This window comes from Levilactobacillus brevis, assembly GCA_021383565.1.
GTDB classification, from domain to species: Bacteria; Bacillota; Bacilli; order Lactobacillales; family Lactobacillaceae; genus Levilactobacillus; species Levilactobacillus brevis_B.
Map to the genome: position 1 here is coordinate 377378 of CP079699.1, position 25073 is coordinate 402450.

Consider the following 25073-nt stretch of genomic DNA (forward strand, 5'->3'; position numbering starts at 1 on the left):
ACGTTTCAAGCAAAAATGTGGTCTCGGAACGTGCTTGAAACCGCCGAGGATCGACTTTTCCAAGTCGCCCATTCCGAACTGATAGATCATCAGTTCAAAATGCCCCGGCTGAGTCCGGATTTAACTCACTTACGGTGCCACAGTTAGCGACCATCGATTTTGGTCCAACCACGCAACGGGACTGTCGGTCGCACCAATTATCCCACTACTCTAAGCCGCAGGCGACATTTTGGACGAACGGCAAGGCGGCCAGGTTCCACTGGTGATTTTAGCCAAAATAAAAACCCGTTAGTCGCGCAACTAACGGGTTCATCGATGGAGGCGGCGGGGATCGAACCCGCGTCCTAGCATATTGCCAACTTAACGTCTACACGCATAGGCAGACTACTTAAAGTTTCACTGAACAACTTGCCGCCTGTCAGGGCCCACATGCTCAGCTAACCTGATTTTTCTCTTCTACCGTACTTCAGGTGGGAGTCGTTAGCGTAAGTCCGTTAAATTTAGGACCCAGATCTAGACCACGGACAAGCCTAGGAGGATCTACGTTAAGCGCCTATTAAGCAGCTAAAGCGTAAGAATTGTTATTATTTTTTGCAGTTATAATAAACTGGACCTTTTAACGTAGATGCCGCTACGGCGCGCAGTCAAGCTTCAACCTATACCAGTCGAATCCAGAACGCCCCCATAAATTGATACTCATCTAGTTTAACATACCAGTGGGGGAGTGCAAACGATTTTGCCTAATCGCGGCTAATTTAAGGAAAAAATCGCCAAGTCAGTATAGTATAATGGGGAGGTAAGTAACCAGATGGCACAGGCTCGCCGGGAAAAGTTACAGAAACTTCATGGTTCCATCATGGGGATTTCTGATTGACCGAGTAGTTTTAGGACACTATGACTCACAAACTTTTTGCCGGCTCCGCATCCGTTAAGCCTAACCTTGGGAGGTAGCAATGAAGTTATTAATGATTGAAGATAACCATTCAGTTTCACAAATGATGTCGATGTTTTTTAAGAAGGAACAGTGGGACGCAGAATTTGCGTACGACGGTAATGAAGCCGTTGAAATGTTTAAGGCCGCACCCAATGATTGGGACATGGTGACGCTCGACCTCAACCTGCCCGGTATGGACGGGATGCAGGTGAGCGCCGAGATTCGTAAGCTGTCGCCAACCGTGCCGATTATCATGTTAACAGCCAGAGATTCCGAGAGCGATCAGGTTTTGGGACTGGAAATGGGCGCGGATGATTACGTTACCAAGCCCTTCAGTCCAATTACGTTGATTGCCCGGATTAAGGCGTTGCATCGGCGGGCCGAGCTCGGGCCGATTTCAAAGGGTTCCGAGACGGTACCGCTAGACGATACCGAGTCATTCGACGTGGTGACGGAGAACTTTAAGCTGAATACCAAGACGCGCGAGGCGTACTTGAACGGCCAGCAGATTCACGACCTGACACCGAAGGAATTCGATCTACTGAAGACGTTGGCGCAGAAGCCCCGGCAGGTCTTCTCCCGAGAACAGCTCCTGCAGCTGGTCTGGGACTACGAATACTACGGGGATGAACGGACCGTGGATGCCCACATCAAAAAACTCCGACAAAAAATTGAAAAGGTTGGCCCGCAGATTATTCAAACGGTCTGGGGCGTGGGTTATAAATTCGACGATAGTGGAGCAGATCAGCAATGAAGCTAATGTACCAACAGATGTTGGGGTTCTTTGCGGCGATTATGATTATCCTGATTATCATGGGCGTTTCCTACTCCCAGATGACCCGGCACATGGTCTACAGCAATACCTGGAATTCGCTTGAAAAGTATTCCAACAGTTTAATTGAACAGTCTTTACGTATCAGTTCACAAGACGCGCACACGGTTAATTTTGATACAACCTCGCTGGAGAGTAGCGAACAGTTGCTGCAAAACCAGGCGATTAGTACCACGATCTACAGTGCCAGCAACAAGGTCGTCTTTCCGGCCAGTGTGTATCAGCAGTCGATTAAGGCGTCTGACTGGAAGAAACTCAAGAATAATCAAATTATTCACAAAGTGGTCGATCGGCGGGTACGGAACAAGAACGGCCGGGTCAGTCCAGCCATGACAGAAGTGATGAAGCCGTACTTTTACAATAACCGCTTGGTCGCCGTGGTTGTGATGGGGGCGTTTGTCTCCGATATCAATACCAGTGTGAACCAGATTAATCGTAATTTGATTCGGGCGTTGCTGGTTTCCATCGTGGTGGCGATCGTCGCCAGCTATATTTTGGCCCGATATTACACGTCGCGAATTAACCGGCTGCGAAAGGCAACAAATCAAGTGGCTAAAGGGAATTACGATGTTGAGATGACCAGTAAGAATCGCGATGAAATTGATGATCTGATCAATGATTTCAACGGGATGGCCCATTCGTTAAAGGACTCACAAGAAGAGATTCAGCGACAGGAACAGCGCCGGCGCGAATTCATGGCGAATGCGTCCCACGAGATGCGTACGCCACTGACCACCATCAATGGATTGCTGGAGGGACTGGCTTACGACGCCATTCCTGAAGAAAGTAAGGAGGAGAGTATCGACCTGATGCGTAGTGAAACCAGTCGGCTAATTCGCTTGGTCAACGAGAACTTAGACTACGAAAAGATCCGTTCAAACCAGATTTCGCTCAACCTTCACGAATTCAATGCCGTGGATGCACTCCATAATATAGTAGAACAATTAAAACAAAAGGCCGATGATAGCGGGGATACTCTCGAGTTACAGGCGCCGAAAGAAATTCCGGTATACGCCGATTACGACCGGTTTGTTCAGATTATGTTTAACATTGCACAAAATGCCATTCAGTTTACCCAGCATGGAACCATTACGCTGTCCGCCCAACGCGGCTACGAGGAAACTATCGTCAAGGTGGCTGATACCGGGATGGGGATGACGGAGGAACAGCTTCAGAATATCTGGGAACGCTACTACAAGGCCGATCCGTCCCGTAAGAACACCAAGTACGGAGAGTCTGGACTGGGCTTGTCGATCGTTCACCAGCTGGTTCAGCTCCATCATGGTAAAATTAGTGTGACCAGCAAGGAAAACGTCGGCACGACCTTCACCGTTATTTTCCCCGATCAGCATCAGACCAATTCGGAACGCGCGAAGATGGATTAATGCTGAACAAAGCAAACCGATTGCTGTGTTTATCGCGCTACCGTGATACAATGAGGGGAACCATTAAGGAGGAAACTATTGAAACGTGTACAAATTACCGGGAAGTCCGTTCGTAAATTTGAGGACGGCTATCCCATCGTATCTTTAACTGACTTAGAAAATGCCCAAGACTTCGACAATGGCGCTTGGGTGCAACTCGAAAATCATGGCCATTTTGTGGCCACAGCTTACTTTGCCAAGCAGCACCGGGGTGTGGGCTTCGTCATGAGTCTGCGGGAAAACGAAAGCATTGACGAACGCTTCTTTACCAGTAAGTTCCGTGCGGCGGTGGCTAAGCGGGCAGCTTTTGCTGACAGTCCAGCCTACCGGTTATTTAACGGAACCGGCGATGGCCTGGGCGGCTTGGTCGTTGACGTCTTCAACGGACAATACGTTTTCCGTTGGCAGAACAGCGCCATCAAGCAACAAGCTAAGTTGATTTACGCTGGTTTTGAACGGATCGTGGGCAAGGGCCAGACGATTCTGGCCGAAGTGCCGGGTCAAGAGCACTTACAACTGGTCAGCGGGCAATTAGAAGATCAGCCGTCAGCCGTATTGGAAAATGGGGTCACGTATCCCGTGGACTTAACGGTCAGCCGACAACTATTGGCCTTGGAATTCCGTGACATTCGGGCGTGGGCCAAGGCAACCAGCCAGCAGCGGCGGATTCTGAACTTGTTCAGCGCCGAAACGGGTCTGGTAACGGCCGCAATGCTCGGTGGGGCGATTGAAGCGGTCACCGTTGACCCGACTAATCGGGCCACGACGGCTGTTCAGGCGCAGTTGGCAGCGAACAACTTTGACCAAGCGGCCGTGGAAATGCGGACGATGGACGTGGCCAACTATCTGGATTATGCGGTCAAGCATGACCTCACCTTTGATACGATCTTCATCAATCCACCGGCCTTTATCCGCGGCAAGAAGCGGGCGTTCACCCTGGAACAAGACTTACAGGACCTGATTGAACAAGCGCTGAAGCTGGCCAAGGCGGGCACGCAGGTGGTTGTGACGACCACAACGCCGACCTACAGTATGAAGCGTCTGCGGGAGACAATTAGTGACGCGGCGCAAAATTATACCGGTCATGTAACTGTTTCCAACACGTACCTTTCACCGAACGACTTCTTGACGAATCGGGCCGACCGTCATAGCGAGGCGTTAAAGGGCGTTCAGCTGACTGTCGATTAATTGAAAACATCTTGAAAAGAATTGCAAACAATCCCAACCGGTAAGATAGACCACTTACCGATTGGGGTTTTTGTTAAGCATTTATAGTTTACATTTAGAATCGAAAACAGTAGACTTACTATTGCTAAATAAAAAACGCTTTCAAGAAAAATGACAAGAATTGAAACGAGAGTTGAGGTTTACAAATGGGTATTTTACTAGCTTTAATCCCCACTGTGTGTTGGGGAAGTATCGGGTTAATCAGTGGGAAACTAGGTGGAACATCCTACCAACAAACGTTGGGGATGACTGCCGGTGCCGTCTTGTTTGGTCTGTTTTCAGTCTTTTATTTCCATACGGCAATTTCGGGGATGGCGATGGTTGTTGGGATCGCGTCGGGACTTTGCTGGTCCGTGGGGCAGTTTGAACAATTCCAATCCATGAAGTTTATTGGTATCTCCCGGACGGTGCCCATTTCGACCGGTCTCCAGTTAGTGGGGACGGCGTTAGCTGGGGTCCTGTTATTCCATGAATGGAAAACGACGCGGATGGTGACCATGGGGACCATCGCCGTAATCGTATTGATTGCAGGGGCGGCGCTGACGTCGCTCCGTGATTCTCGTGCCCAGACGTCGGGAACGAGTCAACCGATGCAAGCCGGTAAAGGGGCCACTGCTATTATTATTTCCACGATCGGGTACGTGTTGTACACGGTCATCGTCAATGCTTCCGGTTTACCTTCTAAGACGGTCATCTTTCCGCAATCGCTGGGGATGATTCTGGGCGCCACGATTTTCGTGCTGTTCTCCCGGCAAAAGGTCATGCACAAGGCGACGGCCAAGAACATTATGACCGGGATCGTCTGGGGCATTGGGAACTTCTTCATGTTCATGGCCATCCCATCAATTGGTCTAGCCATCAGTTACTCGTTGGCCCAATGTGGGATTGTGATTTCAACCTTTGGGAGCATCTGGCTCTTGGGTGAAAAGAAGACTGGTCGCGAAATGGTCTACATCACGATTGGTTCCTTATTGGTCGTCGTTGGTGGGGTAACCCTCGGTTTGATGAAATAGGTTACATTTGGTTGGTAACGAAGGTTATCGACCTTTTTCTTTACAAAGAAATTTGGACTATACCATTTACAACGCGGCAGTTTGCGTTATAATGGACTAGTCAATAACAATAAAAGTGAGGTTTTCTTAATATGGCACATATCGCCTTTGATCTTTCGAAACTTGAACCATTTGTTCATGACAACGAATTAGGAGAAATGCAAGCAATGGTGACGGCGGCGGACACTGAGTTACGCCAAGGAACCGGTGCGGGTAGCGACTTCCGTGATTGGTTAACGTTACCTAAGGATTACGACAAGGAAGAATTTGCCCGGATTAAGGCTGCAGCGAAGAAGATTCAATCCGACTCCGCTGTGCTGGTCGTTATCGGTATCGGGGGCTCTTACTTGGGTGCCAAGATGGCCGTTGATTTCTTGAACGATACGTTCTTCAACTATTTGCCAGCCGACAAGCGGAACGCCCCACAAGTCTTCTTTGCTGGGAACTCCGTGAGTGCCGACTACGTCCACGACCTGATTAACCTGATTGGCGATCGGGACTTCTCCGTTAACGTGATTTCGAAGTCTGGGACCACGACGGAACCATCCATTGCCTTCCGGATCTTCAAAGACATGTTGATCAAGAAGTATGGTGAAGCTGGTGCCAAGGAACGGATTTACGCGACGACTGATAAGAAGCGCGGTGCCTTGAAGACCGAAGCCAATGCTGCTGGTTACGAATCCTTCGTGATTCCTGATGGTGTTGGTGGCCGTTACTCCGTCCTGAGTGCCGTTGGCTTATTGCCAATCGCAGCTTCAGGTGCCAACATTGATGAGTTAATGCAAGGGGCTGCGGACGCACAAGACGCCTACACGAACCCTGATTTAACCAAGAACGAAGCTTACCAATACGCCGCCTTACGGAATATTTTGTACCGCAAGGGCTACACGACCGAATTGCTGGAAAACTACGAACCACGCCTGCAATACTTAGCAGAATGGTGGAAGCAGTTGACCGGTGAATCCGAAGGTAAGGATCAAAAGGGGATTTACCCATCTTCCGCCAACTTCAGTACCGACCTGCACTCCTTGGGTCAGTACATCCAAGAAGGGCAACGGAACCTGATGGAAACCGTTGTGATGATCGACAAGCCACGGACCGACGTTGATGTCCCAACGGCTGACGATGATCTGGACGGCTTAGGCTACTTGCAAGGCAAGAACATGGGCTTTGTGAACCAAAAGGCCTTTGAAGGGGTTGTCTTGGCTCATACCGATGGTGGTGTGCCTAATATGAGCGTTCATATCCCAGATACGACGCCATACACGTTGGGTTACCTAATCTACTTCTTTGAAGTGGCTATTGGGATCTCCGGTTACCTGAACGGGATTAACCCATTCAACCAACCTGGTGTTGAGGCCTACAAGACCAACATGTTTGCTCTTTTAGGCAAGCCCGGGTTTGAAAAGTTAGGCAAGGAACTAAACGCCCGGCTTTAATTTAACGAATAAGTTAGGGAAGCACTCAGTTCACCGTGAACGGGGTGCTTTTTATTTGGCGTAGGGGCTGACTCTGGGGGAATAGAGAACAGTGGCCGTCAATTAATTGTTAACCGGTTAAACATAGAAACGGCTATCACTGGGAATGTTACAGCAAGTGAAGATTTTGTTACAGTTTGGGATTACCCCTTGTGATGTATAAAATCCCCCCGTATAGTTGTAAGAGGGAATATCGGAATTTTTATGAACAGTTGCAATCGGAGCAACAGGGACTTTGAATAAGGGGAGAGAATTTTAGTGAAGGCTTCAAAGAAGAATTATTGGCTTTATACGCTAATCTTTGCCGGATTAGTGGTTTGTCTCTACGGCATTTTTATCCTGACGGGTAAGTCGTTCATCTGGGAAGGGGACGGCTTGGCACAGCATTATCCCGTACTGGAAAAGTTTTATACCTGGTTACATGCAGGGAGTTTATCAGGGTGGTCATGGAATCTTGGCTTAGGCGCGGATAAAATGACGACCTTCTCTTACTATGTCTTGGGGGACCCTTTCAGTTATCTGATCTGGTTCTTCCCGAAGCACAGTATTGAGATGGGCTACAACCTGTTGATTCTACTGCGACTATACGTGAGTGGTTTGGCATTCATGCTGTTTGCTCGGCAACGTCACTTTAAGCCCGGCAGTCAGATGATGGGGACGTTGACGTACACCTTTACCGGGTATTCACTGTACGTTAGCATTCGGCACCCATTTTTCTTGTTACCCATGATCTTGTTCCCACTGTTAGCTTACGGGATTGATCACATCTATCAGGGAAAAACGTGGGTCCCGCTGGCCGTCTTCACGGGGCTGGCCCTGGTCAGCAACTTTTATTTTGCATACATTCTGGCAATTGGGAGTCTGGTCTACGCCGTTTTGCGGTACTTCAATGTCCGGGACACGATCGCCCAAAAAGGCTGGCCTCTAATCATTAAATTGGTGGGTGCCGGATTGGCCGGTTTCTTGCTGTCCGGGATCATCTTTATTCCATCATTAATTGGGGTTTTGACGTCGACGCGGGCCACGGGAAACTTTGCCAACGGTTACTTTATTTATCCATTTAGCTATTATTTGCGGTTGCCGAATGCGCTGGGGACGACGGGGAATCCCATGCGCTTCTGGGCCAATCTGGGCTTAGCTGGGCTGACTTTCTTGAGCCTGATGTACGTGGTGCGGCATGCGCGCCGGTACCTCTGGTTTGATATCGGGTTGTTAATCTTGGTCATCGGCTCGTTACTACCCGAGGTTGCTGCCATCATGAACGGGGGCACCACGCCGTCGCAACGATGGCTATTACTGGGTTGCTTGGCCTTTAGTCTGGCGGTCATGTACTTTATTGATGCCTTGCCGCGAATCGATCGGAGCGACCTTTCGGCGATGATCGTCGGCACGTTATTTTTGCTGGTCCTGGTTTGGGCCGCCAACGGGTTTATCTTTAGCAATGATCCGCACGATTTTGTTATCTATGGGTTACTCCTGCTCACGTTAGGAGCGATCGTGGTGGGTCACTTCTATCAGTGGTCGCGTCACCGGGTTATCTGGACGTTGCTGGGACTCTTGTGTTTAAACATTGTGGCCAACGGTTACGGGTACTTCAGCCCTAACGCTGGGGGTGCCAGCAATCAATTGCTGACACGCGGTGTTGCTAGCAAGTTCCAGCGTAATTTCTACGATGGGGCCGAGAGCTACGTGAAGCAGCAACCCGGTTTTAAGCGCAGTACGATTAGCAAGTATTATTACTATAGTAATGAAGCGAAAACCAATATGGGGATGAATTTAGGTGCCCATGACATCATGTCGTATTTCTCAATTCAAGATGGATCGGTGGGCGACTTCAGCGAAGAATTGGCCAACTCACAATTCAAGATGAATAAACCCATCAATCAGGCGGACAATCGAACCACGATGAGTAATCTGCTCGGTGTTAACTACATTTTCGCCCGGAGTAATCAGCTCAAGACACAGGGTTTTCCGTACGGCTATACACCCGTGAAAAAGAACGGACACGTGTTGACCTATAAGGATCGACCCGTCCATGACCTGGGGAATAACTATGATACGGTCATTTTGAAGTCAAAATACGCGTTGCCACTGGCTTATTTGCAGACTAAGCAGCTGAGTCAGAGACAGTTCAAGCAGCTGAACGGGAGTGATAAGGAACAAGCCCTGACGTATGGTGCGTTGACCGCCAAACAAGCCAAGGGTGTTCCGACGACGACCTACCACAGTCAGAGTAAGACGCTGGGGTATCAAACGCAGGCAGATAACAGCACGGTGCTGGATAATTTGAAACAGGTCATGAAGTTCCGGCAACAAGGAAATCAGATGGACCCCGACAAGATTACCACCACCAAGTCATCATTGATACAGACCAACCAAGACCGGTCCGTTAACATTACGGATGACAAGGCACGGTTGGAACGGCTGACTGGGCAAAATCGGACTGCGTTGCAGCAAAATAACCGGGCAAACCGGACGGCGCTGCATAAGATGATTAGTGACAATCAGAACCAACCGGTCACGTATCGTCTGCATCTCAAGCAACCTAAGCAAAATAAGGGAACGGAGATGTATCTGGAACTCGATGGTATTCAGGCTGAACGGTTCTCAGTCAACGATAAGTATCAAGCCGCGAAGACAACCAAGGCCTTCAGTAACCAGGCGTTCACGGGGATTACGCGGATTAATCAGTTGCGTTCGTCAATCTGGAATCAAAGTGACGGGGCTTACTCGGTTACAGCGACGACGGCTAACAACGTCACGAGCTTTAATCAACTTGGCCAGTCAAACCTGTCGGACTACCAGGAGAAGCATCACGTGCTCCTGAATTTAGGGTATTCGGACAAGGCACGGCACAATATTAAGTTAACGTTTAAGGGCGTCAAGAATCTGTCGTTTAAATCGGCTAAGGTCATTGCGGTGCCATTTGGCAGCCAATATGATCAACGGATGTCACAGCTCCAGAAGCAAGGCTTGCAGGGCTTAGACGTCAAAAATAACCGGGTGACGGGAACGTCACGGTCGACGCAAGCCAGTGTGCTGACAACGTCGATTCCGTATAACACGGGTTGGCAGCTGAAGGTGGACGGCAAGCAACAGCCGATCACCAAGGTTAACGTTGGATTCGTGGGTGCTCGGCTTTCGGCGGGAACCCATAAGATTGAACTCACCTATCGGACGCCAGGACAACGCCTCGGCATGGGGTTAACCCTACTGGGCGCTCTGGTATTGCTCGTCACCGGTGGCTACCACTTCTGGTGGCGTCGACGGCGGTAAGTCTAGAAAAAGAGCATCTCTCGACGCGTCGGGGGATGCTCAATGAGAAGGTACTTCGTGTAAAAGCGGGGTGCCTTTTTAGTTGTAATTAAAGAAATCCCAGATCAATGTGGCGGTCAAGACCACAATAAAGGCCAGTTCAGCGAAGAAATAGTGGTGGGGTGGTGTCTGCCGGCGGCCCATCATTGGCCAAGGCTCCGGTTAAGCCGTAAAGTAACGTGGCAGCAGAGGTGAGACGGTGTGTAACGACCCATTTCTAGCGAGTCCTCCTTGAAAGGAAAGGTTTAACGGTACAGACCAATCTTAAAGGAAGCACCCGTGTTTGGCAAGAAGTTTATCTATTTAATTATTTATAATGTTATAATTAAAATTATTTAAACCGATTAAAGCTGGAGAGAACGCTGTGGGGCGGCCTAGGAGGCGGTCTGTGTTGTTTGGGCAATGATAGTGAATCTTTCAATGACGTACTGGTGCCGAGCGTTGTAATGGCCATATAGGGCGACCTGCGAGTTGCGGGTCGCCTGGTCAAGGAAATTCAGGCCATGCTGATGAACGAGGCAGTTTAGTTGTGTGCCGTCGGTTGTTGTCAGCTTGACGAAGAGTAGCAGGGGCGCTAGCTTTAAGACTTTAGGCGTGGTTGTAATTTTGCCGTTTACGGCGAATTTAGTCATGATAATCACCTCATAAGCATTATACGAACAAACGTTCGATAAAGCAACTCGTTGATCTTGCTAATTTTCTAGATTTATTGAAAGTTTAAACCGTATGGTAAAGTCATTTTAGCTGAGTTAAAATCCAACAAAATTTCGCAAATTGCAAGTGCAAGTTAGCCAGCGCAGGCGAAGACAGCTGGCGGAAAGGTTTCAGTGAGTTTCAATTGAAGAAAGCTAAGCAGTATGAGCCTTGCGAGCACGCTTGACTTCTCTTTCAAAAGCTTCGGCTGGTGTTTTGAACTTTAAAATTCGCCGAGGCAGGTTGTTCAGATGCGATTGAGCAATCTGAACTTGGCTTGGAGTGGCAATGTCGAGTGATTGCCCCTTGGGAAAATAGCGACGAAGCATCCGATTATGAACTTCATTAGTGCCTCGTTCTGAAGATGTGTACGGGTGGGCAAAATAAGTGTCAGCTATGCCATTCAGTGCAGTCTCTAAGGTCGTAAACTCAGTACCATTATCTGCCGTCACGGTCTTGATAATATCACCATATTGATTAACAATATTTCGCAATGCATACGATACTGAATCTGCGTCTTTACCCTCAATCAAGCAGACTATTTCAAAGCGTGTTTTACGCTCTGTGAAAGTCAACAAGACGCTCTGGCTACCATTACGCTCACCAACAACGGTATCAATTTCAAAATGTCCAAACTCATGACGGTTATTGACCTTCTTGGGGCGTTCATCAATACTTTTAGAACCGGCCAGCCGTTTAACTTTCGTTGTTTTATGATGAGCCATTCGGCGTCTTACTTTCTCCACAAGATCGATATTGCGGATCTCCAATAATTGTGCATCAATATAGTTGTACAGTGTCTTCGCACAAATCATCTTATGAGGTGAAAATAAACGGTGCTTTTTAGCATATCCTACCGTTGCGTCGGGTGACCAGTGCTCCGTGTGAAACTTGTCATCAAAGTAGGCTAGGAAGTCGGTGACTTGCTTAAACTTTAATGGACGTCTACTATTGGACCGGTTCTCCTCATAGCGAGCCTGAGCTGCTTCAGGACAATAAACCTTAAGGTAGTGCTTCTCTCCGTTAATCTTCTTAACCTGCTTAATAGTGCCACGAGAAAGCTCATTATTAATGGTTTGATGACTAACACCGATAATAGATGCAATCTGGCGTGCAGAATGGCCTTCGGAGTGTAGAGAAGCAATCATTCCACGTTCAATTTGAGTTAAGTGGTGACCCTTTTGACGATTTGTGGTAAGCTGTTGTTGCGTCAAGACGAAAACCTCTCTCATTGTTTAGTGTTGGAACTTCAATGATACCTGATTTTTCGTCTTGGTGTCTTTTTTTGACCATTTTTTGATCAATCAACATGGGTGGCTAACTTGATTATAAAATTCGCGTCCAACAAAATTTTTGATATAAATGGTAATTTCAATTACCGATTTTGAAAGACCAGTTTGAAATTTTTCGCAAGTTTTGCCGAAGCACGGCTTTGCGAAGAACTTGCGAAGCTGAAGTCATAAATGATGATTTTTTGTACAAAAAATCACCCAACAAATGCTGATATAACAGCGCTTGTTGGGTGACTCACACGTCGATAATTCTTTAATTATCACCCGCACGGGGCTCGAACCCGTAACTCCGCCTTGAGAGGGCGACGTCTTAAACCAGTTTGACCAGCGGGCAATGTCATTAACTAGGCAATTACTAATGTACGCTACTTGCCAAAAATTGTCAATTGTTGTTTGCATAAAATTACACGAAATTGGGAATTCATACAGTTTACTGAACTTTTTCGTGAAAATGAGTTGACACTAATATCCAAACAAGTTACTATTAAATAGTTGTTTCGGCAACGAGCCTTATTGGGTATTCGCCAAATTGGTAAGGCAGCGGACTCTGAATCCGTAATTTACTGGTTCGAGCCCAGTATACCCAATTTTACATTTACATTAGTCGTTATAGGAGCTGACAAAGCCCGCTATAACGGCTTTTCTTTTACTTTCGCTTGTGATTAGCAACTGACATTTAACAGCAAAAGACATTCAATAGACATTCAAAAAGACATTCACGGCCTCATCCCCTCAGCGAATCAATTGCCCTTCTGCTACCTGCACCGGCCCATGGCAAGGCAGTAACCGGGGACGTGTCCCCAGAGGCCGCCTATATCACAGGGCCTGGCAGGGGATGAACAAAACCCGCTTTCATAGATCTAGGATTTTTAGAAATTCAAATAGTTTGCCAACTTACTAGTTGCCTCGTTCTTTTCCTTATCCGTCACGGCAGTGTAAATATCTAGGGTCGTCTTGTAACTTGAGTGCCCCAGTTGGTCTTGCACTGACTTGATAGACGCCCCTGCTTCAAATGCCAGGGTTGCATAGGTGTGGCGGAAGGCATGAACGGTAACGTGCTTCAAATCATATTTCCCAAGTGTATGCTCCAACCACTTTCTAGGTTTCGTAGGCTGGCACATCTCGTTGTTTTCGTTGGCAAAGACAAGGTTGCTCCCTTGATTCGCGTTGAACCCGTATTGCAGTAGCCGTTGTTGTTGCTCTAGCTTCCACTGCTGTAAGATACGGCACGTTTTAGGGTCAATGTAGACGGTTCGGTTACTGCGGGCCGTCTTAGGTGATTGGACGAGCAACCGGGCGTTATCGCCCCGTGATTGCGTCTTAGATACAGTCACCGTGCCCTTCTTAAAGTCAATATCAGACCACAGCAGGCAGAGCATTTCAGACTTGCGCATACCACTGAACGCCGCCAAGCGGAAAAACACGTTGGCCTGCGGGTCGTTGGTGTCATCATTCAAGCATTCAAAAAAGTGTTCAAGTTCGGTCCGGTCAAAATAGTTTTCCAGGTTCTTGCGGGAACGATTATCTTTGTTAACGGGGATGATGACCCGTTTAGCCGGGTTCTCCTTGATGACTTTCATGTTAATGGCAAAGTCCAAAACGCTTGATACGTAGTTTAGCAGGGTATGGTACTTAACTAGTCCTGCGGCAAACCAGTCGTTAATGGCATTCTGGCAGACTGCAATACTAATCTGCTTAACACGGAACTCACCAAAAACCGGTAGAATGTGAAGCCGAAACATCCGCTTAGTGGTTGCCCAAGTGCTTTCCTTAACCGTGTTCTGATACTGCGTAAACCAGAGGTCGTAAATATCTTTGAATGTAGAATAGTTCTGCTTGCTAGGAACCCCGTTAGTGTCAGCGTCAATCTGTAGACGTGAGATGATTAGTTGGGCTTCTTTTTTTGTTCGCAATCCACGTTTGGTTGTGTAACGTTTCTTGCCCGTGAGTGGGTCTACACCCAAGTAGACTTGAATTTTATAACACGTGTTTCCTTTTCTATCCTGATACTTCTTGATACTAGCCATAATGCTACCTCCATAACGTACCACGGCAGGGCAATGGTTATGTAAAGGTATCACATCCTAGATCTAGGATTCTAAGAGGTCAACAAGGTAATTGAATTGTTCTTTCAGTTCGGCAATGGCTTGTCGTTGTGCCTCACTGCTCCCTGCAATGGCAGGGTTAACATTCATCCCCAGTAAAGTGACAAGGGTCTGAATGCCAGAGGTCAAGCCGGCGGTGTCTGCTTTATCTGCATTCTGCACTAGCTTGATGGTTGTTTTAATGGTTCTTAGTGCCGGTGTCCCCAGTTCTGCTAGGTTGGCCGTTGCTACTAATTTTTGAATATCAACAACTATTTGTGCTTTTTCAGCACTGGCTATTTCATTTAGCGCACCGCCTGTGATACCCTCAGCCACCTTATCCGATTCATCCCCAGACAGGTCTTTACCGGATTGCCACTTCTCAATGGCTTTCATGATTGCGGTATCGTTTTGCGGCTCACCGTTTAGTAGGTAATCCACAGAAACGTTGCTTAGTTCTGCTATGGATTGCATACGCTTGTTGCTAGGCAGATTGATACCTCTTTCCCAGCGTGAAACGATACTAGCAGACGCCGGTGGGTCAATCAGACTACCGAACGCCGCTAGGTCGATACCCCGTGACAATCTAAGAGACTTGATACGGGTGCCGACTTGCTTGCGTTGTTCTTCCTTTTCAGTCATCTATAACACCTCCCTGCATGTATATTACCACATTATTGCACCTTATTACTTAAAGTGTTGCATTTTAGTGTAATCCGTTGTATGATAATGACGTTATATGAACTTACTAACTGTTTTTTTATAAGGAGATGACGTTTTATGAACTTAGTTGATGGCTCACGCTACTTTTCAATGAAGCAGGCTTGCACCTACCTGGGAATTAAATCCACTAGGACGTTGAACAAGTACATCAGCAACGGGTTACCAGTCATTAGCATTGCAGGGTCTAAACGGATTGACAAGTTGGACGCTGATAAATTCATGGCCGCTCACAAGCATTAGTGGTTGATAGCTGAAATTTACGTAAATGCCTAGCCAAGCTAACCATCATAAGTAACTATACAGTTACATCCTCAGTAGTGGGGATGAACCACTTAGGAGGTATGGCATTATGGAAATTCCAGTTGAACTATCAGAAACCGCATTGAATCAGATTGGTGCAGTCATGCAGGAAATGGCACTGAAAGCATTTAAGGACGCAGGCACGAAACAATCGTTCGGCCCTTATATGACAAAACAGGAAGCCGCCAAGTATCTGCACGTTTCATCTCAGACCCTCAACGCATTCATTGCGGAAGGGTTAGAGGTGACGACCATTGGAAACATTACCCGAATCAGTAAAGAATCTGCGAACAAGTTTATGGAAGCACACACAATCTAAAGCCACGGCAGGGCAATGGTTATGCAAAGGTATCACATCCTAGATCTAGGATTCTAAGCACCTAGGTTAATGATTCAAAATCAACAAAATATTAGAGCATTGGAGTTTTGCACGGCAGTCGTGCTGAACTATTGAACCACCACAGAAAGCAATTGGAGGTATGGCAATGAACAATCTAGTTTTCTGCACCAACGTTAGTGTCACGGCAAGTACGTATACCACCAGTGACGCAATTGCAAAGTACGCTGGGATTACACGTAAATCAGTTAATGAACTAATCAGACGGTACAAAAAGGACTTGAAGGACTTTGGATTACTTCCATCTGAAAAGGAAGTATTAGTTGGCCGCGGTCAACCCCGAAAAGTCTGGCACTTAAATAGAAATCAGGCAACGCTACTGATTACTTACCTAGATAACACCCCACAAGTTCGCGAGTTTAAGAAAAGTCTGGTCTGGCAGTTCGACGCAATGCAACAGGAACTGCTAGAACGTCGAGTTAGCTACCAGGCCGCCAAGCCGGTATCTAAGAGCCTAGGCGAAAGCATTAAGAGCAGTGCCGCATTCGATGGCAACCCGTTCGCTTACAGCAATCTGAACGGGCTAGTGTATCGCCAAGCACTGGGGATGACCGCCAAGCAATTGCGGGACACCCGGCACATCCCCCAGAGCAGAGCAATCACACAGTACCTCACTGTTAAAGAGACTGCGGCAGTTGCCAAGGTTAAGCGGCAGATAGCCATGCTGTTAGATATGGGGTTGGATTACAGCCGCATTAAAGCGGTTCTAGGCAACCAGGGTATCGTTTATAATGCCACCCTGAATGTACCAGCACCGGCGGCAACGACCGGCTAACATCCTAGATCTAGGATTCATCCCCGTTGGTGGTTCCCTGCTACCGGGATAGGATGACAAGGTTGCCCTTGATTCTGACAAGCTCATTTCAATTCTAAGCGTTTCTGGGGATGACTGGCATAGTTTGCTAGGCAATCCCATTAAACGACCACAGAGGGGAAACGAGCTTGTCAGGTATGGCAACCGTCTAAAATGTATCGCAAAGAATCGCGGCAAAGGTTCCAGGCAAAGACGTGGCAAAGCACCACAGCAAAGAAAGGACAAAATATTATGACAATCACCCAATTACTAAGCACCCTGAATGAGGATACCAACTTACACGCACGTATGGATAACGACACCCTGTACCTTGAGGGGCAAAAGTTCTTGACCGTTGACACCAGCGCAATTATTTTCTGGCAACATACCTCAACCATCCTGCACCCTGCTGGCTTGCTGGCAGTAGCAAAGTATGCCGCTCAATTTTCTACGGATTCTAATTCTGCTACTTTATTGTAGGTTTCCGGTGATTAAAGGGGGCCGCCCGGGTTGACGCCGGGTGTCCGTATATCAATGCCATCAGCTTATAAAAATTTTCAGTTTCAAAATAGTTTTAGTTAGGGGGGGTAAACTATAGTAGTTGCTCCCCTATAGCTTTGAGGAGGACTTTTCATGATGAAAATTGAGACGTTTCACTTCCTAGAAAACATCCTGCGGGACTACCCCCGGTCTAACCGAATCATTGCAGATTATGAGGAGTCGCTACGCTCACCTTACCGGGATGGTAGGGATGAGAATGTTGGCGGTGGCCGTATGCAAAACAACCGGGATGACAGAGTGGAAAACATGGCTATCAGTATTGCCACCGATAGGACGTTGCGGAACCTGCACTTGTATCAGGAAACAGTATCTAGGGTGCTAGGCAGAAGTGACCCGGATACCCGTGCCATTATTGACCTACTGTATTTCCACCCTGCTAACCAGGTCAATATATCTGGGGTTGCTATGAGAATGCACATGGGACGCACGGCAGTTAGCCGTAGACGTGCAGCATTTTTTAAGATGTTGGCCCGTGAGTTGGGGTACCTGTATTGAAGTAGTGCAGTAGCGCGTTGACAGGCGCATTCTGCGGCATTTAAAACTGAACCGGTGGGTAGTTGCCCACTAGATTAACGTGTGAGGCGTCCTGATAATGCAGGAACGTCTTTTTATTTTACATTCCTAGATCTAGGGCCGTTCCTGATTCATCCCCACAGCAGAGCAGTGAGTTGGCGCCTACCTGCAACGGCCCACAGCAAGGCAGTAACCGGGGACACGTCCCCAGAGGCCGCCTATATCACAGGGCCTAGCAGGGGGATGAGACCTTGCAGTGCTTTGTTCTAAAAAAGACCCCCCATAAAGAGTAACTTAGGTTCCAAGTTCCAACACTGGTTCTTACTTAATTACTAAAATTGGAACCACCTTTATCCTTACTCTTCCAAGGGATTTACCTATCTTGGTTCCGTAGTTCCACTTTTTAAGAGAAAGTTATTACAAGGATAATAAGGCTTACTGCGTCACTATAAAAAGATAATCTGCTAAAAAGTTGGAACTTGGAACCTAAGCAATTAAATCTGTTGAGGCTGTAAGGATTAGACTGGTTCCAAACCATAAGGCTAAACAGAACTCATTTCGGGAACTGCAATATCACAATCACAGAAAGGACTTGCAAAATTGAGACTCAAAACGTTACATCCCCACATCTCAGCAGAAAGCTACCACCCTGCACCACAGTTCTGTAATCCCCATTCTGTACCATACTGCATTCTGGCAAGCTCATTTCAATTCTAAGAGCCTCTGGGGGATGGCTGGCATACTTGTCCACAAACGTGCCTAGACGCTCACAGAGGCTAAAAGAGCTGACAATTAGTGGCAGTGCATTCAAAATGCCATCCTCCCAGCAGGGTAATGGATAACACCCCGACACATCCCACTGACTCCCTGCGGTCTGCTACCTGCACCGGCCCATGGCAAGGCAGTAACCGGGGACACGTCCCCAGAGGCCGCCTATATCACAGGGCCTAGCAGGGGATGAGACCCTGCAGTGCTTTACTGTAAAGAAAGTACCCCGAAAAGAGAAATGATTAAAAGGTTGGAACGGGCTTAAATACTACTCCCACAGGGGATTGATGAGTTTTAGCACAGTGTTCCAACTCTGGTTCCATCTTATCAGCAAAGGTTGGAACACCTTTAAACCTTACTCCCTCAAGGGGTTTACCCCTACTTGTTCCAAGTTCCAACTTAAATAGTAATTATTATATATACGGGAGCAAGGGTTGTTATATATCTCTGCAAAAAAGAAAAGTGCTAGAAAGTTGGAACGTTGGAACAAACATAGTCTAACCCCTTGGGGCTGTACGCGTTAGGCCCGTTCCAACCTTGACGATTAGTCAGAACCTATTCTGGAACCTGGAACATCACAATCACAGAAAGGACTTGCAAAATTGAGACTCAAAACGTTGTTAAATCACTACGCCGCCAAGGACGTTCCCGGCACATCCCCGACAACCGGGAAAGATACGCCAACCATCCTGCAACCCTAGATCTAGGATTCTGCACCAGTGTCAGCAGTTGATGGCCGTTGGGCACCGTTAGTAGCTCCCTGCAACGGGCAACTACAAGGCCACACCGGGGAACGTGTTCCCAGAGACCGCCTATATCACAGCCCCAGACCGGGGATGATTAACGCAAAACCTTGTTATCCCCACTGTGGGTGCTATACTCATATTGAATGTGAAGGGGTGCCATACCTCTATTGGGCTGATAACATACCTTTTTAGCTTCCCTGTGGCCGGGGGAGCTTTTTTGGTACATGAGGGCAAATAAAAAGCTGCTAACTTTTCAGCTAACAGCACATTGCCCCACCGTGACTTAATTCTAAATTTCTGATTCTAGTAAAAGACATTCAAAAAGACATTCAAAATATAAAGCTATGCCTACAAACGTTGTTTCTTCAACGTTTTCAAGGGGGTTGGTTATTTCCAGTATACCCAATCGATACAAATCGTTAGTCGCCAGCAAAGCTCATGAAGCTTGGTATGGCGGCTTTTCTTTTGCTTTCAATCACTATTGAGATCTGTGATAATCGACTGAAAGGTGTCAAATGACAGCCAACTACGGAGCCAATTACGGAGCCAGTTTTGGCCAGTGGGCTGGATCGTAGATACTTAGTGCATGGCTTTGAAGACGGCTTCTTTAGCCAATAAATTTTAAGTTGACCGCTATTTTCCCGCAAAAGACAGCCATTTAGTCAGTCACAGCGCAAAAAAAGTGATCCGACCGTAGTCGTGACCACTTTTTTCGATAATCAGCAAATTAGCGTACGTTACTGACGACGTTCACGGTACCAGAAGCCTAGCGTCAAGACTAACAGGATCACACCGATTATTGTCAGAATCAGGTTGCTGGTGTGGTACTCGCCCGTTTGTGGTAGGGTAGCGCCAGATGTGGCCTGATGACTCGGCGCTGTGGTGGTGCTAGCTCCTGAGCCGGCATTAGACGTTGCGGCGTTGCCAGCGCCAGCGGCATTAGTTGCTGGTTGGCTCGTCCCGTTTGTCTGACCGGTCATATGACCGCTGGCACCGCCATTCGTGACGTTACTGGTGGTTTGACCAGCGCCTGGCTTGTGCGTCGCTGCCGGCTGACTTGGCTTATTCGGCTTCGTTGGCTTCGGTGGTTTAACCGAAGGCGTCGTGGTTCCGGGGTTTTCAGGATGCGTTGGTATCGTCGTTCCTGGATTCTCGGGATTTGTCGGCGTTGTTGGGGGTGTCGTCCCTGGATGTTCCGGATTCTCAGGGTTTTCTGGATTTTCGGGATTCTCAGGATTCGTCGTTGGTGGCGTTGTGGTTCCTGGGTTCTCAGGATTCTCAGGATTCGTGACTGGTGGTGTCGTCGTTCCTGGATTTTCCGGGCCAGTCCCGCCACCGGTTAACGCCGTGTCCGTAGCAGACACGGCGACCGCGGCGGTTGAGTCGGCCGTAATTTCAAATGAAATCGGGGCTGGATTCAACGCATAGCCTTCAGGTGCCTTGGTTTCCACGAATTGGTAGTGACCAGCGGCCAGATTTTCCACGGTGAGGGCACCTTGGTCATCGGTCGTCAGACCAGTCTGCAGGATTTGACCATTGGCGTCACGTAACTCGTAAACGGCACCAGCCAAGGCTTTGCCGGTGGCCGCATCGGTTTTGGTTAAAATAACCTTGCCGACTTGCTCGTCCGCCGTGTTACCGCCGCCGTTACCGCTACCGGTACCGCCCCAAGCGATGCTGGACCCCACGTTTTGGCCATTCAACGTGGCATTATTCTTCCACAGGCCACTAGTTCCGGAAATCTCCGGCTTAGTGTGGTAGGTCATGTTGACGGCGGTAGTGACATCGTCGAAGGTGAAGATGATGGTGTTATTGCTGGCATCAACCGTGGGCGTAATGGTATTGCCATCACTCACAAAACTCCCATTGGTATCGTACTTCCCAGTCTGAGCATACACACTTCCTGGAATGTAGGATTGGCCAGGACCGAGGTTGTCGGTGACGACCGTTTGTCCTAAATGCGTGCTGTTGGGGTTGAAGGCAATATTCCAAGTTAATCGCGATGGCGAACCGTCTGGATTGTGGCCGGAAACCCAGCCAATCTTGTTAATTCCCCAATCGAGGCCAACGTTGGCATTTTCCTGCGTCCCCTTGACGTAGAACTGCAGGTGACCGCCACGGTTGGTTGCGGTACTCGACAGGACATCGTTAAACGTGATGGTCCCGGTCGTGGCACCTTCCTCGATGGAAAACATCCCAATCTTCTGACCATTATCATCGTAAAGTGGGAAGCTTAAATCCTTACGACCAACCGCACTCTGTGGCAGGTTGACGGTGGCCGTGTCGCCATCCTGGATGGTGACGCCATCTGGAATCCCCCATTGATAGAGCAATTCGTAATTATCCCACTTGCTGAGCTCACTCCCGTTAGGAATTGTTTTGCCGTTGGAATCCGTGATCGTCGCGTTGTTTTCGCCTAGGCCGGAGACTTCAATATTTCTGGCGTGAGCAGTGACTCCGCCAGCGCCAAAGCCTCCGATCAGACAAACTAAAACGGCGATGAGGATACCCAAGACGACATGACTCTTTTTTCTTGGCATCTTAATCCTCCTCCAATCGATACTTGTCAGCGGTCCACCGGCTGACGAATTGTCAACTGGCGTAACTGCTGGTCACAGGAATACCCGCCGAACAGGTACTTCTTCCACTGCTCGTATCTACTATAGTGACATTTACGATCGAAGGGGTATTTGTGAGAATAAAAGTCGTGGGTTGGAAAGGGGACGGCTGTTAACTCGCCCTTAACCGCGTTTTCCGATTGCTTTCACGGCTAAAGTGTCGCCACTCGCCACGGGGCACAGCCTTTTAAGTCGCCGGTTATCCAAGGGGTAAGGGCGTTGGTGGTTTAATGCTGGTCCCCGTTAATCAATGCGCTGTCACGTCCTTACGACGAGGGCGGCTATGTCGAAACGACGCGCAGACAGTAACGGTGGCGGCAGAAAAAAACGAGCACCAGACGAAAACGTCTGACACTCGTTGATTGTTCTAGTTATGCTGATTAGAAGTGATCGCCATCTAGTTTAAAGAGGTGAGGCTTGCCGTAGAACCAACCCTGACACAGGTCGATCTCAAGGCTATCGGCCATATCGGCTTCCTCCTGGTTCTCGACACCTTCCAGAATTAAACGCAACTTATATTGGTCGGCAATGCCCTTCCAGAACTTGAGGTTTTCCGGAATCTCGGCTTCGCGACCCTCTTGGCGAAAGTTTTGCATCGCAAATTTAATTTCGCTGGCGTAGGGGAGAATGGGCTTGAGGTGCGCGTATGTATTCAGTCCCGTCCCAATATCGTCTAGACTCAGTTGAATGCCGTGCTCGTCGAAGAAATGAACCTGATCAATAATCTGCTGATTCGTCACGTGTTCGTCGGTGACTTCCTCGGTGACCTCTAAGACCAAGTTGACTGGGTAAATCTGTTTCTGTGCATCGAGAATGGCCTGCGCAATGGTACAGTCGATGAACTGTCCCTGATTAACGTTAAACGAAACGGAGCCAATCTTCAGCATTAACTTTTTCGCCGTCCGGGCAATCAAGTCAGCTTGAACGTCAATGGGGATGGACTCAAAATCTTGGGGGAGGACCCATTTGTCGTCAACGCGTTGGCGAATTAGCATCTCGTAGCCGATGAGCGAATTATTTAAAACATCGAGTTGTGGCTGCAAAAAATAACGATACATAAATTTCCAGAGCCTCCTTTGCTAGGTTGTCTGCTACCATCATACTTTATTTTGCGGAATTAAAATAGGTTTTTCAACAAAACCGTGGCAATCAGCGTTATTGATGTAACAAGTTAACCAATTAGAGTAATAAAGTGCTATAGTATTGTCAGCAGGATTGGATTATAGTTATAACAATGGATTAATTGTGCTGACAAGTATATTTGTCAATATTAAGAAATAATGCAGCTTGCTTCCCAGCGTGGGAAAACTACTGAAAACAAGGAGATTGATCAGATGACTTGGTCAGTTTGGTTGGTACCACCGATGATAACCAGTATCTTTTTCGTTTTAGGTGTGATTACCCTTTATTGGTCAATCTTTAATTGGGCGACTTCTAAGGCTGAATCGCAGAATAAGCCGGTAAATGTGAAACGCGTTCAGACGATAGTTGGGCTGGTTTGTGCAGTGACTTCTGTGTTTGCGCTACAATTAATCGTGCGCGATAGTCATTTATCGTGGACGTTCACCAACTTTCAATTGTTACTTTTGATTTTTGTGGCTTATTTTCTACAGGTACGGATTCCCTATTGGGCCGTGTTCCTGGCGGGCATTGCCTTCATGTTGATGAACGGCAACATTGACCAGCCGCTGTCGTGGGTCTATACGTTCCTGTTTGTCTTCTTCTACGTGTTCTCGTACGTGCAAAGCACCCACCTCTGGCGTGCGCCGTTTACCCGTTACGCCATCGTGGCAGTGGTCTTCGCGTTGCCGTTGTGGTATCTCGTGAAGTTGCGGTTCCATCTGCCGTGGTCCACGTATTTCGATGAGATGATTAATTACTTGATTCTGGTCGTTCTGATGTATGGTTACTTCAAGATTCAGGACAAAGACCGGCGCATCAAGGACCGGCTCTTTCAGTCGGCCAACTGGGATGCGTTGACCAAGGTCCAGAACTTCGCGGCGTACGATCGGGCAATTGGCTATGAGTTCCGCCAAAGCGCGGCTCACGACCGGGATTTGTCGATGATCATGTTCGACATCGATCATTTCAAACACGTCAACGATACCTACGGCCATCTTGCCGGAGACGAAGTGCTCAAGCAGGTATCCCGGACGGTGGCGAGCACCCTCAAGGCCGTTGATCCCAAGATTGTGCTGTACCGTACGGGGGGCGAAGAGTTCAACATCATCTTCCCCAATTACACGGTGGATCGGACCGAACAAGTGGCACAGAAAGTCTTTGACGCAGTGAAGGACTTGACGATCGCTTACAACGATGTGGAGATTAAGGTCACGATTTCTGTGGGGGTATCCGCTTTGAGCTTGAAGGACAGCAACCCCTTGGATTTCTACAAGCGGGTCGACGCCAATCTTTATCGGTCGAAACAAAATGGCCGGCAACAGATTACGGTTGGGTAAATTTTATTTAAGCTAAGCGCTAATTCGTGAAAATCACGCGATTATCGTGTAAAATGGTCTTCTAGTCAGGGGTTAGCCGCTGACGGATTGGAGCGATCACCGTGATCTTACTATTACTTCTGTTATTGTTACTGTTTCCACTGTTACGCTTAACGTTCGGCTTGGCAGGCTGGCTGTTGGGAATCGTGGGAACGGTCATTATCGGGGCCATCGTTCTCGTCGCTTTCGCCGCACTGTTCCGGTTCTTTATCGTCGCGGTACTGGTGATTGGCGGCGGACTGTGGGCCTCGCATGCGCTGTTCAGTTAGTGTGGTGGCCGAAAGGTTAAACCGTGATTGAATGTGAAAAATAAAAAGCTTCGGCCTAGGCCGGAGCTTTTTTGACGGTTCGCTATTCAAATGACATTTCTACGAGGTAGGTGTGTTCACTCTTGACGTAACCGGTTGTAATCCAAACTTCCTGATAGTCTAGCTTGGAGCTGTTGGTTCGTGCGAAGAAATCTTCCAGCAGGTCGCCATTCTTGGCTAGGAAATCATCGCCCATGCGGTTCACCAGTAGGTTGTTCTCCGGGAAGTAAATATCGGCGTTGGCCACTGGTACCGTGTCGGGCACCCCAACGGTCACGACATTACTGTTCGGCTGGGGGATGAATTTAACTTTGTCTTGGTGTCGGTGAATATAAGATAGAACGTTATAGATTGAATCAGAGTTGCTCGCCACAGTTGTCTTGCTCCCTTCGGTGTCTATATTGTAACAAATATTTTTGCGTTTACCAGTAGTTCGCGAAGAGATAATCCGTTATTGCAAACGAATTTCAGGCGAGTATAATTGCCACAGGCGAGTATAATTGCTACATATGTAGTT

Annotated in this window: 20 protein-coding genes, 2 tRNA genes and 1 other RNA gene; 14 read left to right on the forward strand and 9 right to left on the reverse strand. The window is 48.0% G+C overall.

Features of this window, described 5'->3' with window-relative positions; genetic code table 11:
• Nucleotides 1-313: 313 nt before the first annotated feature.
• Nucleotides 314-684, reverse strand: a transfer-messenger RNA (tmRNA) gene (gene ssrA / locus KB236_01780).
• A 269-nt stretch (nucleotides 685-953) separates the two neighbouring features.
• On the opposite strand from ssrA, the gene KB236_01785 reads away from it, so the two are divergent.
• From KB236_01785 to KB236_01810, 6 genes are all read left to right on the forward strand, one after another.
• Nucleotides 954-1688: a response regulator transcription factor gene (locus KB236_01785; protein UIF29513.1), complete on the forward strand. Its 735-nt coding sequence runs from the start codon at nucleotides 954-956 to the stop codon at nucleotides 1686-1688.
• On the forward strand, nucleotides 1685-3151 hold the full coding sequence (locus KB236_01790; protein UIF29514.1) for a HAMP domain-containing histidine kinase: 1467 nt from the start codon (nucleotides 1685-1687) through the stop codon (nucleotides 3149-3151). The genes KB236_01785 and KB236_01790 overlap by 4 nt, the downstream gene beginning before the upstream one ends.
• A gap of 78 nt (nucleotides 3152-3229) precedes the next feature.
• Nucleotides 3230-4378 carry a class I SAM-dependent methyltransferase gene (locus tag KB236_01795; protein UIF29515.1) on the forward strand — a complete coding sequence of 383 codons (1149 nt, stop codon included), beginning with the start codon at nucleotides 3230-3232 and terminating at the stop codon, nucleotides 4376-4378.
• A 185-nt stretch (nucleotides 4379-4563) separates the two neighbouring features.
• Nucleotides 4564-5430, forward strand: coding sequence for a GRP family sugar transporter (locus KB236_01800; protein UIF29516.1), 867 nt, complete (start codon nucleotides 4564-4566; stop codon nucleotides 5428-5430).
• A 131-nt stretch (nucleotides 5431-5561) separates the two neighbouring features.
• Nucleotides 5562-6908 (forward strand): glucose-6-phosphate isomerase, encoded by a 1347-nt coding sequence (locus KB236_01805; GenBank protein UIF29517.1) that lies wholly within the window; start codon nucleotides 5562-5564, stop codon nucleotides 6906-6908.
• Nucleotides 6909-7205: 297 nt separating this feature from the next.
• Entirely contained in the window at nucleotides 7206-10223 is a 3018-nt protein-coding gene (locus KB236_01810) for a YfhO family protein (GenBank protein UIF29518.1), read from the forward strand.
• A gap of 413 nt (nucleotides 10224-10636) precedes the next feature.
• On the opposite strand, the gene KB236_01815 is transcribed toward KB236_01810, so the two are convergent.
• The 3 genes from KB236_01815 to KB236_01825 all read right to left on the reverse strand — a co-directional run bounded on the left by KB236_01815 (nucleotide 10637) and on the right by KB236_01825 (nucleotide 12581).
• Nucleotides 10637-10894: a hypothetical protein gene (locus KB236_01815; protein UIF29519.1), complete on the reverse strand. Its 258-nt coding sequence runs from the start codon at nucleotides 10892-10894 to the stop codon at nucleotides 10637-10639.
• A gap of 216 nt (nucleotides 10895-11110) precedes the next feature.
• Nucleotides 11111-12187: an IS30 family transposase gene (locus KB236_01820; GenBank protein UIF29520.1), complete on the reverse strand. Its 1077-nt coding sequence runs from the start codon at nucleotides 12185-12187 to the stop codon at nucleotides 11111-11113.
• Nucleotides 12188-12507: 320 nt separating this feature from the next.
• Nucleotides 12508-12581 (reverse strand) — tRNA-Glu (locus KB236_01825).
• 180 nt (nucleotides 12582-12761) lie between these two features.
• Here KB236_01825 and KB236_01830 point away from each other — a divergent pair.
• A tRNA-Gln gene (locus KB236_01830) sits at nucleotides 12762-12834 on the forward strand.
• A 282-nt stretch (nucleotides 12835-13116) separates the two neighbouring features.
• Here KB236_01830 and KB236_01835 read toward each other — a convergent pair.
• Both KB236_01835 and KB236_01840 read right to left on the reverse strand, forming a co-directional pair.
• Nucleotides 13117-14274, reverse strand: coding sequence for a site-specific integrase (locus KB236_01835; protein ID UIF29521.1), 1158 nt, complete (start codon nucleotides 14272-14274; stop codon nucleotides 13117-13119).
• Between the two features lie 63 nt (nucleotides 14275-14337).
• The gene (locus tag KB236_01840; GenBank protein ID UIF29522.1) at nucleotides 14338-14973 is read right to left on the reverse strand and encodes a helix-turn-helix domain-containing protein; all 636 of its coding nucleotides are present in this window, start codon (nucleotides 14971-14973) and stop codon (nucleotides 14338-14340) included.
• Nucleotides 14974-15111: 138 nt separating this feature from the next.
• Between KB236_01840 and KB236_01845 the strand changes: the two genes are divergently transcribed.
• The 5 genes from KB236_01845 (at nucleotide 15112) to KB236_01865 (ending at nucleotide 17600) form a co-directional block, all read left to right on the forward strand.
• A complete protein-coding gene (locus KB236_01845) occupies nucleotides 15112-15294 on the forward strand; it encodes a helix-turn-helix domain-containing protein (GenBank protein UIF29523.1) in 183 nt (60 codons plus the stop codon).
• A gap of 109 nt (nucleotides 15295-15403) precedes the next feature.
• On the forward strand, nucleotides 15404-15673 hold the full coding sequence (locus KB236_01850) for a helix-turn-helix domain-containing protein (GenBank protein UIF29524.1): 270 nt from the start codon (nucleotides 15404-15406) through the stop codon (nucleotides 15671-15673).
• A 166-nt stretch (nucleotides 15674-15839) separates the two neighbouring features.
• A complete protein-coding gene (locus KB236_01855) occupies nucleotides 15840-16526 on the forward strand; it encodes a Rha family transcriptional regulator (GenBank protein ID UIF29525.1) in 687 nt (228 codons plus the stop codon).
• A gap of 192 nt (nucleotides 16527-16718) precedes the next feature.
• On the forward strand, nucleotides 16719-17024 hold the full coding sequence (locus tag KB236_01860; GenBank protein ID UIF29526.1) for a hypothetical protein: 306 nt from the start codon (nucleotides 16719-16721) through the stop codon (nucleotides 17022-17024).
• 153 nt (nucleotides 17025-17177) lie between these two features.
• The gene (locus tag KB236_01865) at nucleotides 17178-17600 is read left to right on the forward strand and encodes a hypothetical protein (GenBank protein ID UIF29527.1); all 423 of its coding nucleotides are present in this window, start codon (nucleotides 17178-17180) and stop codon (nucleotides 17598-17600) included.
• Nucleotides 17601-19869: 2269 nt separating this feature from the next.
• Here KB236_01865 and KB236_01870 read toward each other — a convergent pair.
• Entirely contained in the window at nucleotides 19870-21672 is a 1803-nt protein-coding gene (locus tag KB236_01870; protein ID UIF29528.1) for an LPXTG cell wall anchor domain-containing protein, read from the reverse strand.
• Between the two features lie 458 nt (nucleotides 21673-22130).
• Nucleotides 22131-22808, reverse strand: coding sequence for an EAL domain-containing protein (locus KB236_01875; GenBank protein UIF29529.1), 678 nt, complete (start codon nucleotides 22806-22808; stop codon nucleotides 22131-22133).
• A 528-nt stretch (nucleotides 22809-23336) separates the two neighbouring features.
• On the opposite strand from KB236_01875, the gene KB236_01880 reads away from it, so the two are divergent.
• Together KB236_01880 and KB236_01885 are read left to right on the forward strand one after the other, a co-directional pair.
• A complete protein-coding gene (locus tag KB236_01880) occupies nucleotides 23337-24209 on the forward strand; it encodes a GGDEF domain-containing protein (GenBank protein UIF30264.1) in 873 nt (290 codons plus the stop codon).
• A 101-nt stretch (nucleotides 24210-24310) separates the two neighbouring features.
• Nucleotides 24311-24517, forward strand: a complete 207-nt coding sequence (locus KB236_01885; protein UIF29530.1) for a hypothetical protein — start codon at nucleotides 24311-24313, stop codon at nucleotides 24515-24517.
• Between the two features lie 82 nt (nucleotides 24518-24599).
• Here KB236_01885 and KB236_01890 read toward each other — a convergent pair whose 3' ends face one another.
• Nucleotides 24600-24929, reverse strand: coding sequence for a hypothetical protein (locus KB236_01890; protein UIF29531.1), 330 nt, complete (start codon nucleotides 24927-24929; stop codon nucleotides 24600-24602).
• Between the last annotated feature and the right edge of the window lie 144 nt (nucleotides 24930-25073).